This window comes from Sphingomonas sp. (assembly GCF_051962185.1).
Taxonomy (GTDB): domain Bacteria; phylum Pseudomonadota; class Alphaproteobacteria; order Sphingomonadales; family Sphingomonadaceae; genus Sphingomonas.
The window spans coordinates 1-12,609 of record NZ_JBQCCN010000137.1 but is presented as its reverse complement, the minus strand read 5'-3'; the positions used below and the strand labels follow the sequence as shown (position 1 = coordinate 12,609).

Below are 12,609 nucleotides of genomic sequence, written 5' to 3'. Positions count from 1 at the left end.
CGGTTCGCCACGAAGACCTATGATCCGGTCGATGCCGCCGATACGCTCTCGGCGCGGCCGATGATCGCGGCGCCGATCTATCCCGTGGTGTCGATGACCCTGCCGGTCGCGCATGCCGGCTCGCGCGATGCGCTGCTCGGTCCCGACCCGTCGCCCGAGCTGGTCGCGGCGCATTCGCCCGATCGCAACATCAAGCCCGACAGTCCGCCGTGCTGGCTATGCGCTGCCGAGGACGACCCGACCGTGCCGACCGAGAACATCCTGTTGCTCCACGCGGCATTGCGCGCGGCCAAGGTGCCGGTCGAGTTGCACCTGTTCGAACAAGGCAATCACGGCTTCGGCCTGCGCGGCGTGGTCGGCAAGCCGGCGCATGTCTGGCCGGACCTGTTCCTCGCCTGGGCGACGAGCCGGGGGTGGCTGGGGGCCAGCTGACCTAAGCGGCCCTGTCACGCTTCCCCGGCGAAGGCCGGGGCCCAGTCGCGACGAACTCTCCGCAGCGGGATGCCATCTCTTTTCCGATGAAACCGGGCCCCGGCCTTCGCCGGGGAGGCGTTTTTACCTGATCCTACTGCCTCAATCCTTCGCCCGCGCCGCCAACGGATAAGTGATGATCAGCGCCAGCGGCTGCGCGCCTTTCTGCCTTATCCCCATCGTCTCGCCGGCGAAGAAGTAGATCGCCTGCCCGGCCTTGACCCGCTCGGTGCGATCGCCCGAGAACGCCTCGCCTTCGCCCGACAGGACGTAATAGACCTCGTCATGCCCGAGCCGGTGCGCACCGATCGCCGCGCCGACATGGAGCACGCGCTCGCGGAACTCCATCGCCCGGCCGGGCACCGCGTCGCTGAAGCGATAGGCGGTGCTCATGCCGATATTGCCGTGCGGCGGCGGTTCGTCGCGCCTGACCGACTCGCCGTCGACCACCGTCATCCGACCGGCGGGCTTATCCTGCGCGAGCGCCGGCGCGGCCAGCGCCAGCAAGCCGATCAGGATCGGGCTATTTCGCATCGCCCAGCGCCGCGATCAGCGTTTCCATGTGCGCTATGTAGGTGCCGGTCGAGATCCCGATCGCCGGCTTTGGATCGAGATAGGGCGAGGTGTCGGTTTCGTCGCCGACCCGCGTGCTCGAATAATCGCCCGGAGTCACCGTCTTCGAGCCGTCGTGCGTGTAGCGATGGCTGGTCATCTTGAGTTCGGTCGGCCACCAGCCGGCGGCGTTGAGCGTCCTGACCAGTGCGTCCGGGCTGTTCGCCGCCAGATCGGCATTGCGGTCCGACCCGGCCCCCATGTCGGTCAGATAATAACGGTCGAGCGGCTGGCGGCCCTCCGCCTTGAGCGGCGAATCCTTGCTAGCGACCTCAGGCGGCGTGGCCTTCAGTTCCTCATATTCGCGGCGCAGCTTGGGCACGTCGAGGTGCCGGAAGGAGCTGTAATGGCCCAGCGTATCGGCCGGATTGCCGTCGACATAATATTCGCCGTTGACCACGTTAGAGCCGCGGCGGTGGACGTACATCGGCTTGTTGGTGCCGATCTCGAGGAAAGTCGGATAGGTCTTGCCGTCCTTGTTGAGCTCGGGCGGCGACTTGACCGACTCCAGCCAATCGAGCGCCGCCGGGATACCCGCCAGGAATTTTGGGTCGCCGGTCAGGCGATAGAAATTCATCAATTGCTCGACATTGGCATAGGTCGTGTGCGTGACGATCGCGGTCGGCTCGTAGGTCCGCGCGCCGGTCGGCTTCAGATCGAGCGTATATTGCAGCCCCCAGCCCGCCTGTGGGGCGGGCTGCTGCGTCGTCACATAAATGTCCATCGCGCGCCGGATCGGCTCGAGCACGCGCGTGTCGCCGGTCACCTGATAATATTGGATCAGGAAACGGATATTCTCGCCCGCGACATCGTCGTTGAAGGTGATGAACGACGTATAGTCGGGCTTGCCGTGGTCGATATACGGGAATTTGGTCGCCGGCGCGCGCTGCGGCCAGCCGCCATTGGGATATTGGCTGTTCAGAACGAAGTTCAGCGCCTTCTCTAGCGGCGGCAGATATTTGGGATCGTGCTTCTCGACATAGAGCCGCAGCAGGAATTGCATCGCTTCGGAGGTGCCGGCGTCGTCGAACGTGGCGTTGCCCCAATAATGCTGGAATTCCTCCAGCCGCCAGGCGTTCTTGCCGATCGTCGCATACCATTTGGCGGTCGAGGCCGGACCGCCGAAATCGATGAAATAATGCCAGCCGCCACCGGGAAGCTGCCCCGCGACCAGAGCGTCGGCGGCCTTGGTCGCGGCCTGGTAATAATATTCGTCGCCGGTCGCGTGATAGGCGTCGAGGAACAAATGGCCCATCGTGCCGGTCCCGGGCGGCTGCACCCAGATCATCGTCGGATAGGCTTCCATCTCGCCCCAGCGGCGCGACCCGTCGGGTAATTGCGACCAGACATAGCCGCCGCGCACCGATGCCTTGTCGACCATGAATTCGGACGCGCGCTTCATCGTCGCGAGAATCTGGGCGCGGCTCGCCGCCACCGCCGGCGCCGCCATCATCGCCGCGATCGCGGCCCCCGCCATGACCACCGCCTTCAGATGCCGCACGTGCCGTCTCCCGGAAAGAAAATGCCGGTGCGGAGGGCACCGCACCGGCAGGCAGGAAAGTTGGGACGCAAGTCAGTAATTGAACCGGAACCCGGCGAGGAATTCCCGACCGGTATGGTGATAGACCGAGAGTAGATTGGTCGAATCGTTATACTGGTCCTGATACTGATCGGTCAGATTGATGCCCTCGAAGGTGAGCTTGAACTGCTTGGTGAGCGTGATCTGGACCGATGCGTCGATATTGAGAGTCTTGTTGTAACCCTGGCTGTCGATACCCTGAGTGCCGACCGCATCCGAGAGATAGCCCGAACGATACGCCGCCGAGACGCGCGCGCTGACCACCTTATCCTCGTAATAAAGCGTGGCGTTGGCGCTGTTGCGCGACAGGCCGGTCAGGTCGGTGATCTTCACCACGGCGCCCGACGAGTTCAGATATTTGATGTTCGATTCGACATGCGTGTAGTTCAGCAGCACGCCGAAATTACCGAGGAAGCCGGGCAGGAACTTGAACGGCTGCTGGAAATTGACCTCGATGCCGCGCAGGCGGCCGCCCGGCGTGTTGGTCGGTGCGGAGAACGTCCAGTTGGTCAGCGACGGATTGCAGATACCCGGGTCGAGATTGGCGCAGGCCGCAACCGCCAGGCTGTCGGGCAGGCCGAACGGGTTGTTGCTATAGGCGCCCGACGACTGGACCGTCTGGACGAAACTGTCGATGTTCTTCTGGAACAGCGCCACCGACAGCAGCGCGCCCGGCATGTAATACCATTCCGCCGCCGCATCGAGCGTGGTCGCGCGGAACGGATCGAGCATCGGGTTGCCGACCGACACCGAACGATTGGCGCCCGACACCGACACGGTCGCCGACGGCGCGAGGCTGGTGAGATCCGGACGCGCCATCACTCGTGCCGCCGCCAGGCGGAGCTGGAACTTGGGCGAGAACTCGAACACGAGGTTCGCCGACGGCAGCCAGTCGTCATAGGTGCGCGATACCGTGAGCGGCGTCGCCGCCCCGCTCAGGAAGGTATAGCCCTGCGAGCGCTGGAACGTCTGCACGTAGCGGACGCCGGCATTGCCGCGCAGGTTGAACAGGCCGAAATCGCGATTGAAGTTGAACTGCAGGAACCCGCTCTTGTCGTGCTCGTCGACCGCGACGTTGCCGGCCAGACCCGGCTCGATGCCCAGCTTGAATGTCCCGCCGCGCGCCGTCGGATCCTCAAGGCCGAAGAAGTCGCGTGCCTTGAAATAGTCGGCGTCGAAGAAGCTCTGGCCCTCGATCGAGACGATCTGGCCATATTGGTTGAGGTCGAGATCGCCCGGCAGCTTGCAGCACGCCAGGTTGGTATCCTGCGATGCCGTGGTCCCGTTGCTGCGCCGCAAATCGGTCGCCTGGAACCCATAGCCCTTATAGGCCGCACCGCCCTGGATCGAGAAATCGTCGGTGACGTCCCATTTGAAGCTGAGCGCGCCGGTTTCGTAGGTGTTCTTGGCCGACGCCGCGCGCAGGCGCAGCTGGCTCAGCACCCAACCGGTGCCGTTGGCGAGGTTCGCCGTGCCCCAATTGAAGACGGGATGATGGCGGTCGGTATAATCGTAGCTGAAGCCGTCGATATTGTATTGGTCGAACGTCACCGTGTTCTGGATCGGATTCTCGTGATCCGATTGCGAGTGCCCCGCGACGAAGTTCATCGAGAATTTGTCGCCGAACTTCTGATCGACGTTGAGCGTCAACTGCTTGAACTTGGTGTCGAGCCGGTCGAAGCGGTTCTCCACGCGGATGTCGACATCGTCGAAGGTGCCCGCGATCAGCGCGCCGTTCTGCACCGTCGCCTTGGTCACGTCGATATCGTTGACGCCGCAGGTGGTCGGGCGGTTCGACGCCGTGCAGGCGCCCGCGACCGAGAAGCCATTGGCTTCGAGATAGCGTTCCTCACGCGTCGCCTTGAAGTCGGCGTAGAGGCCGTCGAGGCTGATCGTCGTGCTGCTGGTCGGTTTCCATTGCAGCGATCCGGTCAGGCCGATGCGCTGCTGGTCGTCGATATAATAATCGTAGCGCGGGAACCGCGGGTGGAACAGGCTGTTCGCGGTGGCGCACTCGGGCGTCAGTTGCTCGTTCTTGGACCCGTATTGGCAGGTCGTACCGAGATAGCTCTGGAAGCCCGGCGCCGCGCCGGCGACGTTGGTCGTCCAGCGCACCGTGCTGTAACCGCTCTCGACCAGCCTGCGCTTGGTATAGGCGGCCGACAGCAGAGCTCCGAACGTGCCGTCCTGGTTCGACCACGCGATCATCGCGGCGGCGCGGGGCGAGGTCTTTTGGGCGAGATCGTTATAGCTGGCCTGACCCGAGACCGCGACCGTCACGCCGGGCTTGTAGTCGAACGGCCGAGCGGTGCGCAGGTCGACGGTTGCCCCGAGCGACCCTTCCTCGGTCGCCGCATCGGGCGTCTTCTGCACCGTGATCGCGTTGAACAGGTCTGCGGCGAACACGTTGAAGTCGAAGCCGCGGCCGCGATTGGTGCCGCCCGACGAATCGGCGCCGCCCGCGGTGGCGATCGCCTCCATGCCGTTGATGCGGACGCGGGTGAATTGCGGGCCGAGACCGCGCACCGAGATCGACCGGCCTTCGCCGCCGTCGCGCGACAGCGCGACGCCCGGGATGCGCTGGATCGATTCGGACAGATTGAGATCGGGGAACTTGCCGATGTCCTCGGCCAGGATCGAGTCGATCGCGACCGCCGACTGCTTCTTCTGGTCGAGCGCCTTGGCCAGACTGCCGCGGAAACCGGTGATGACGATGTCCTTGCCCGGATTCTGGCTATCGTCGGCGGCCGCCGTCTGCGGCGCGTCGGCCGGGGGAGCCGCCGGGGCCGCGCTGTCGTTCGGACCGGCCGGCGCGGTTTGCGCGTGCGCCGCGCCGGCGGCGATCACCATCACCGCGAGCGAGGCGCCGCCCCGCAACAACGAATCGAACCGAATACCCTTTCGCATTTAAACCTCCCTGGGATCGGGCCAGAGGGTCTTCCCTCTTGGCCGCATTTCTACCGACTGATTGACCTTCCTCTTGAACTCGGGGCGAGCCGCCGATCGAGCGACGACAGGCGCAGGCGACCGTCCGCGATGGCTGCACGATGGCGCCGCGCCAGCCCCGACGCGGCACCCCGGTCGCACCGCTCCCACAGCGCCAGCCACGCCAGCGCTTCGCCGACGCGCGCGCCCGGCTCCAGGCACACCCGCTGGATGTCCTGATCGAACGTCGCAAAAAAGGCTGGCTCGCCTTGCATCCTCTCGAGCGTCTCCCGCGCTTCCCGAACAGACCATCGCTCACTATGGACACCGGTGTCAATGATCGATCTGCAAAGCCGGAACATCATCCAGTGCAGGAAACCGATCCGCGCGCGGTCATCGCCAGCGAACGCGCCTTGCCGCGCCATCAATTCCTCGGCGTAGATCGCCCAGCCTTCGGCGAATCCCGCCGTATATTCGGCGCGTAGGGCATGCGGCCGCGCCCTTGCGTCGAGGGGCAATTGCACCATGTGGCCCGGGAGCAACTCGTGATGAACGACGCTCGCCAGACTCCAGTCGGGGCGGCGGCGAATGTCCGACAGATCGACGAAATAGCTGCCCGGCGTGCCGTCGGGGGTCGGCAGGACGCGATATCCACCCTTTTTCACCGCCTCTTCCACCGGTGTCATCCGGCGCGCCGCGACATTGGCGCATTCAGGCGGCAGCGGGCCGAACAACGCCGGCAATCGCGCCCTGGCGAGATCGAGCCGGCGATTCATGTCGGCGACCGCGCGATTCTTGCCCGCCTCGTCATCGGTATAGAGGAAGTGGGGATCGCGGAACGCGGCGCGGAAGCGCTCGCCGGTCGTGGCGCCGCGATAGCCCAGCTTGTTCAGCAGTTCGTCCGCCTCGGCCGCGACCTCCATCGCCCGCGCCATGACCCGGCGATGGATCGCCGCCGCGCCGCGCCCGCCGAACTGGCGATCGATCATCAGGTCGAAATATTCCTGGCCATGGGGAAGGCGCCCCACACCCGGCTCTCCGGCGCGAGCCGTCAGCGTCGACAAGAGCCGCGCCTGGTCGCCGAGCGCCAAGCCGACGCTCCCGGGTGTCCGCGCTGCCGCCGCCGAGATCCCGGCAATCGTGCGGTCGAGCGCGTCGCGCGGCAGCACGATGCCCGCCGCGGCGTCTTGGCGAATCGCCGCATTGTCGGCGGCGATGCGATCGCCCGCATCGCGCGCGCCGGGCTCGCGCCAGGCGCCACTATTTGGCGTGACGGTATAAGGGCTGCGGCCCAGTCGACCGTGGGGCATAATCGCCGCGATCCGCACGTCGATCGCCAGCCCTTCGCGCGACGCCTCGAGATCGAGTAGCGCGCCGGGTGACAGGCCGCGTGTGCCGACCCCCCGAAGCCGCTTCAGCTTGGCGGCGGGGTTGTCGAGTGTCGCCAGCCCGTCGAGCGTCGCGCGCAAGGCCGCGTCGGCGTCTCCGGCCGCCTGCAGTCGGGGCGCGATCGCGATGGCCGCCGCGCTCGCCAGGAAAGTGCGCCGTCCGATCATTCCACCCCCGCAATCGCCGCCGGCCCCACCGGCAAGGTCAGCACGGCGCCGCGTCGCAGATGCGTGCCGTCGAACGAAAAGCTCTCGATGCGATTGCCGAGCATCGCCTGTGCCAGGATCTGGCGCCCGTCGCGCGACCAGACCATGCCCTGGCCCCAGCCGCCCATCCAGGCCTCGGTCACCTTGACCAGCCGCCCGCGATCGATCCGCCAGATCTGGAGCAGCCCGTGATCGGACCAGCCCCGCGACGCGCGCGGCATGTTCGACCCGTTGTTGACGGTGACCGCGACATAACGGCCATCGCGCGACATCTTCACGCCTTCCGGCGTCAGGCCGACCGCGACGGTATCGACCGTGACCGGCACCGCGCCCGAAAGATCGATCAAGCTGATCGTGTCCATGTCGCGCCCGCCGCCGCCGATATTGCCGGTGACCGCGAAATGCCGATCGCCAGCCGCGTCGATCGCATAAGGCCGCAGGCTCGCCATTGTCGCCGGCTCGACCAGCGCGAGACTGTCGCTTCCGACCACGATCCGGCTGACGCGATTGTCGCCGTCGCGCGTGACCAGCGCCTGGCGGCCGCCGTCATAGAAGATCGGCTGGGCCGGCGAGGAGGTCGTCGGCCCAATGGCGACGGTCGCCAACGGACGCAAGCTGCCGCCGGCAAGGTCGAACAGCGACACGGTCCCCGCCGCGCGATTGGCGATCAGCACACGCCGGCCGCTCGGATCGATCGCGATACCCGAGGCGCCGGCGCCGGCGCGAATGGTCGAGACGATCTTCGCAGCCTTGAGATCGATCACCGACACCCGGTCGTCGGGCTCGATATCCTTGCCGTCGGCGCGGACGCGGCGCGCGCAGGTGACGATGGCATAAGCACCGTCGGGCGTGATCGCGACGCTGCGCGGCGGCCCGATTACGCTCGCCGGCGCCGCCACCGTCGCGACGACGCGCAGCTTGCCGCCGCCGAAATCGAGGATCGAGATACTGTCGGGGACCAGCGGCGAAGGGACGATCTGCCGCCCGTCGTCGAGTACCTGTTTACCGTCATTCGCCGACACCGCGATGTCGGCATGGGCGGGCATGGCCAGTGCGGCCAGCAGGAGCAGCGTGCGCTTCATGCCGCTGCCTCGACCAACGGCGGCACGTCCTCACCACGCAACACCGCTCGCGCCCGCTCGAGGTCGAGCGCGCCGTCCCAGCGCGCCACCGCGACCGTCGCGACGCTGTTGCCGATCAGGTTCACCACCGCGCGCGCCTGGTTGAGGAAGCGGTCGACCCCCAGCAGGAGCACCAACCCGGCGACCGGTAGCGCCGGCATCGCCGACAAGGTCGCGGCCAGCGCGACGAACCCCGCACCCGCGACTCCCGCCGATCCCTTCGAGGTCAGCAGCAACACCGCCATGATCGTCAGTTCGTCGCCGAGCGATAGCGGCGTGCCCGTCGCCTGGGCGATGAACACCACCGCCATCGACAGATAGAGCGAGGTGCCGTCGGTGTTGAACGTGTAACCGGCGGGCAGCACCAGCCCGACCACCGGCCGCGCCACCCCCAATTGCTCGAGCCGCGCCATCAATTGCGGCAGCACCACCTCGGTCGAGCAGGTGCCGAACACGATGAGAATCTCGTCGGCGATATAGCGCAGCAAGGCGATCAGCGAGATGCCCGCCAGCCGCGCGACGAGCCCGAGCACGACCATCACGAACAGGATTGCGGTGACGTAGAGCGCGACGATCAGATAGCCGAGCGGCAGCAGGGTCGCGATGCCGTATTTGCCGGTGGTGAAGGCCATGCCCGCGCCCGCCCCCAACGGCGCCAGCCGCATCACCATGCCGACGATACGGAACATCGCCTTGGTGATGTCGTCGATCAGCGTCGTCAGCCGCGCGCCGCTATCGCCCATCGCGCCCAGGGCCACGCCCATCAGCAACGCGATCAGGATGACCTGGAGCATCGTCCCGCCGACGAAGGCCGAGCCGACGCTGTCGGGAATGATGCCGAGCAGGAAGTCGGCGACCCCGCCCGCGCCCTTCGCCGTCGTCGCATAGCCCGCGACGGCGCTGGCATCGAGCGTCCGCGCGTCGATGTTCATCCCCGCGCCGGGCCGCGCGACATTGGCGACGATCAGCCCGGCGCCGAGCGCCACCGTCGACAGGATTTCGAAATAGACCAGCGCCTTCAGCCCCAGCCGCCCGACCTCGCGCAGATTGCCCATCTGCGCGATGCCGACCGCGATTGTGCCGAAAATGATCGGCGCGAGCAGCATCTTGACCAGTTTGACGAAGCCGTCGGCGACCGGCTTGAGCGCGATGCCCCAGCCCGGCGCGAGCACGCCGAGGGCAATGCCGATCGCCATGCCGATCAGCACCTGAACCCAGAGCTGGCGCAATGCGCGCATCACCCCATCCTTCTCCTTCCCGCCGCCCGGTCTCTTTGCCGGGTCGACATGCTGCGTCAGGCCATCACGCGTGCCGGCGCGACGTCCTCGGTCATTGTGCTCATCAACTGGTACAGCTTGCTCTTCGCCTCGAAGCCGACCCCCGGCACTTGCGGCAAGGCGACATAGCCGTCCTCGACCGCGATGCCGTCGGCGAACCCGCCGAACGGCTGGAACACGTCCGGGTAGCTCTCGTTGCCGCCCAAATGCAGGCCAGCGGCGATGTTGAGCGACATCTGGTGGCCGCCATGCGGCACCACGCGCCGCGTCGACCAGCCCTCTTCCTTGAGCACGTTCAGCGTGCGCAGATATTCGACGAGACCGTAGGACAAGGCGCAGTCGAACTGCAGCCAGTCGCGGTCCTTGTGCATGCCGCCGAACTTGAGGAGGTTGCGCGCGTCCTGGTGCGAGAACAGATTCTCGCCGGTCGCCATCGGCCGGTCGTAATGCTTGCCGAGCTCGGCCTGGAGCGCGAAGTCGAGCGGGTCGCCGACTTCCTCGTACCAGAACAGATTATAAGGCTTGATCGCCTCGCCGAAGCGGATCGCGGTGTCGAGGTCGAAGCGGCCGTTGACGTCGACCGCGAGGCACTGCCCGTCGCCGACCACTTCGAGCGCCGCCTCGATCCGCGCGATGTCCTGGTCGAGCGGCACCGCGCCGACCTTCATCTTGCAGACGCGATAGCCGCGGTCGCGATAGCCGCGGAACTCGTCCTGCAACTGCTTGTGGTCCTTGCCCGGGTAGTAATAGCCGCCGGCGGCATAGACCCACACCTTGTCGTCGGGGGTGCCGCTGCCATAACGTTCGGCGAGCAATTGATAGAGCGGCTTGCCGGCGATCTTCGCCACCGCGTCCCACACCGCCATGTCGATCGTGCCGACCGCGACCGAGCGCTCGCCATGGCCGCCCGGCTTCTCGTTGGTCATCAAGGTCGACCAGATCGCGAACGGATCGAGATTGTCGTTCTCGTGATCGATCAGCCGCTCTGGATCGGCCTCGGTCAGCCGCGCCAGGAAGCGGTCGCGCATCAGCGCACCCTGGCCATAGCGGCCGTTCGAATTGAAGCCGTAGCCGATCACCGGGCGTCCGTCGCAGACCTGGTCGGTGATCACCGCCACGACCGAGCAGGTCATCTTCGAGAAATCGATATAGGCATTCGCGATCGGCGACGCGATCGACACCGTCTGTTCGCGAACCTCGACGATACGCAAGCTTATGCTCCCTTATCCAGCCGTCCCAGCATCGGGATAGGTCGTGGAGCACCATTATGGCCAATGCCGTTGCCGCGCATCGTCATGCCGATTATGCATAGCCCATGGAGCTGGACTGGCTGATCGATTTCGTCGCGCTCAACGAAACGGGCAATTTCTCGCGCGCCGCCGAATTGCGTCACATCACGCAGCCGGCGTTCAGCCGCCGCATCCGCGCGCTCGAGGATTGGGTCGGCACGCCCTTGTTCGAGCGCACTGCGCAAGGCACGCGACTGACCCCGGCCGGCACGCAATTCGCGCGCGGGACGCCGGGGCTGGTGCGGACGATCACCGATCTGCGTCGCGACGCGCGCGAGGTCGGCGGGCGCGAGACCGCGACGCTCCATTTCGCGGCGACCCATTCGCTGTCGTTCAACTTCTTTCCCGGCTGGTTGCGCCGGGTCGAGCAGGAGACCGCGGTCGGCCCGGTGCGGCTGGTGTCCGACACGATGCAGGCCTGCGAGGAATTGATGCTGCAAGGGCAGAGCCAGTTCGTCCTGTGCCACCATCATCCGATGGCGCCGAGCCGGCTGGAAAGCCCCGCCTTCGCGTCGCTTTATGTCGGCGAGGATTCGCTGGTCCCGCTGGTCGCGCCCGATGGCGACGGGCGGCCGCGCTGGCGGCTCGAGGGCGACGCCGAGGAATTGCCGCTGCTTGCCTATAGCGCCGAATCGGGGCTCGGCCGGATCGTCGCGTCGAACCGGTTCGACCGTCGCGCGCCGGCGCTGGAGACAGTCTTTTCGGCGCAACTCGCCGCCACGTTGCTCGGCATGGCGCGCGGCGGCAGCGGCATCGCCTGGCTGCCCGCCAGCCTCGCCGCCGACGATCTCGCGCGCGGCAATCTGGTGCCCGCAGGGGGCGAGGATTGGGCGATCCCGGTCGGCATCAGGCTGTATCGCCCGGCCGCGCGGCAGAGCGCGGCGGCCGAGCGTTTCTGGAGTCACTTGCCGCCCGCCTGATGCCGAACGCGCATCGCCGTCACTTCTTGCGCGACGGTGCGGGCAAGGCGACGGCGTTGTTGAGCATCGTCACTTCGGGCGTGCCGTCGGGTAGCGCCACGCGAACCCGCCAGCCCGCGCCGGCGCCCGACGGCAGCGCCATCTTCACCATCGCGGTCTTGGGCGTGAGGTCGATCGGCGCGGCGAGCGTCGGCACGGCGACGCTGGCGACGACCTTGCCGCTCGCATCGACCAATTCCGCGCGACCGCCGCTCGCCGGGAGTGCGCCCAGGCTGTGCACCGTCACCCCGACCGCCTTGCCCGCGACCGTCACGTCGTCGACCCCGATGCCGAGATCGGCACGGCGCTCGGTCGGCACGCCCGGCGTCTCCAGGGTGAACTCGAGCACCGTGGTCGTGTGCGGCGCGAAGCTGACGTCGACCGATCCGCTGCGTTCGAGCATTACCTCGCTCGCCGTCGGCGTCCCGTCGGCGCTGTCGCCGCCCGAGGCGCTGGTGCCCGCGGTCATCTTCCATTTGCCCGCCGCCACATTCCAGGTCGACATCGTCGCCGGCTGCGGCACGTCGCTGGTATTGTAGGCGACGACCTTGAAATGCCCCGGGGTCGCGCCCGGCACTAGGATCGCGACCGCTTCCGCCGCGCCGGGATTGGCGAAACGCCAGCTCACGGTGTTGCCCGGATAGGTCTGGTTGCGAACCAATGCGATGCCGCCCAGCCGCTGCCGCTGGAGATAGTCGTTGGGCATCTCGACGCGGTCGGTCCACCAATGCCCTTCGGTGTACATGTACATATGCTGCGACTTGTAGGCGATCGCGTCGGC

At 66.7% G+C, this 12,609-nt stretch carries 9 protein-coding genes and 1 pseudogene; 2 read left to right on the top strand and 8 right to left on the bottom strand.

Annotated features, from left to right (window positions below; genetic code table 11):
* Positions 1–432: prolyl oligopeptidase family serine peptidase (locus ACTHJR_RS08260; RefSeq protein WP_440522649.1), on the top strand; the 432-nt coding region annotated here is incomplete at its 5' end.
* Positions 433–573: 141 nt separating this feature from the next.
* Here the strand turns inward: ACTHJR_RS08260 and ACTHJR_RS08255 are convergent.
* From ACTHJR_RS08255 to ACTHJR_RS08225, 7 genes are all read right to left on the bottom strand, one after another.
* Positions 574–1,005 carry a cupin domain-containing protein gene (locus tag ACTHJR_RS08255; protein WP_440522648.1) on the bottom strand — a complete coding sequence of 144 codons (432 nt, stop codon included), beginning with the start codon at positions 1,003–1,005 and terminating at the stop codon, positions 574–576.
* Positions 995–2,584 (bottom strand): pectate lyase, encoded by a 1,590-nt coding sequence (locus ACTHJR_RS08250; RefSeq protein ID WP_440522647.1) that lies wholly within the window; start codon positions 2,582–2,584, stop codon positions 995–997. Before ACTHJR_RS08250 ends, ACTHJR_RS08255 begins: the two co-directional genes overlap by 11 nt.
* A gap of 72 nt (positions 2,585–2,656) precedes the next feature.
* On the bottom strand, positions 2,657–5,569 hold the full coding sequence (locus tag ACTHJR_RS08245) for a TonB-dependent receptor (RefSeq protein WP_440522646.1): 2,913 nt from the start codon (positions 5,567–5,569) through the stop codon (positions 2,657–2,659).
* Between the two features lie 50 nt (positions 5,570–5,619).
* Positions 5,620–7,143, bottom strand: a complete 1,524-nt coding sequence (locus ACTHJR_RS08240) for a DUF885 family protein (protein ID WP_440522645.1) — start codon at positions 7,141–7,143, stop codon at positions 5,620–5,622.
* Positions 7,140–8,264 (bottom strand): hypothetical protein, encoded by a 1,125-nt coding sequence (locus ACTHJR_RS08235; protein WP_440522644.1) that lies wholly within the window; start codon positions 8,262–8,264, stop codon positions 7,140–7,142. Before ACTHJR_RS08235 ends, ACTHJR_RS08240 begins: the two co-directional genes overlap by 4 nt.
* Positions 8,261–9,541: a C4-dicarboxylate transporter DctA gene (gene dctA, locus ACTHJR_RS08230; protein WP_440522643.1), complete on the bottom strand. Its 1,281-nt coding sequence runs from the start codon at positions 9,539–9,541 to the stop codon at positions 8,261–8,263. The genes ACTHJR_RS08235 and dctA overlap by 4 nt, the downstream gene beginning before the upstream one ends.
* Positions 9,542–9,597: 56 nt before the next feature.
* Positions 9,598–10,791 (bottom strand): mandelate racemase/muconate lactonizing enzyme family protein, encoded by a 1,194-nt coding sequence (locus ACTHJR_RS08225; protein WP_440522642.1) that lies wholly within the window; start codon positions 10,789–10,791, stop codon positions 9,598–9,600.
* Positions 10,792–10,895: 104 nt separating this feature from the next.
* Here ACTHJR_RS08225 and ACTHJR_RS08220 point away from each other — a divergent pair, with 104 nt between their 5' ends.
* On the top strand, positions 10,896–11,789 hold the full coding sequence (locus tag ACTHJR_RS08220; protein WP_440522641.1) for a LysR substrate-binding domain-containing protein: 894 nt from the start codon (positions 10,896–10,898) through the stop codon (positions 11,787–11,789).
* A gap of 19 nt (positions 11,790–11,808) precedes the next feature.
* On the opposite strand, the pseudogene ACTHJR_RS08215 reads toward ACTHJR_RS08220, so the two are convergent.
* Positions 11,809–12,609, bottom strand: a pseudogene (locus tag ACTHJR_RS08215) (LamG-like jellyroll fold domain-containing protein); the annotation flags it as partial.

Coding starts and splice junctions, on each gene's coding strand:
- ACTHJR_RS08255 (WP_440522648.1), bottom strand. CDS start 1,005: ATGCGAAATAGCCCGATCCTGATCGGCTTGCTGGCGCTGGCCGCGCCG.
- ACTHJR_RS08245 (WP_440522646.1), bottom strand. CDS start 5,569: ATGCGAAAGGGTATTCGGTTCGATTCGTTGTTGCGGGGCGGCGCCTCG.
- ACTHJR_RS08240 (WP_440522645.1), bottom strand. CDS start 7,143: ATGATCGGACGGCGCACTTTCCTGGCGAGCGCGGCGGCCATCGCGATC.
- ACTHJR_RS08235 (WP_440522644.1), bottom strand. CDS start 8,264: ATGAAGCGCACGCTGCTCCTGCTGGCCGCACTGGCCATGCCCGCCCAT.
- dctA (WP_440522643.1), bottom strand. CDS start 9,541: ATGCGCGCATTGCGCCAGCTCTGGGTTCAGGTGCTGATCGGCATGGCG.
- ACTHJR_RS08220 (WP_440522641.1), top strand. CDS start 10,896: ATGGAGCTGGACTGGCTGATCGATTTCGTCGCGCTCAACGAAACGGGC.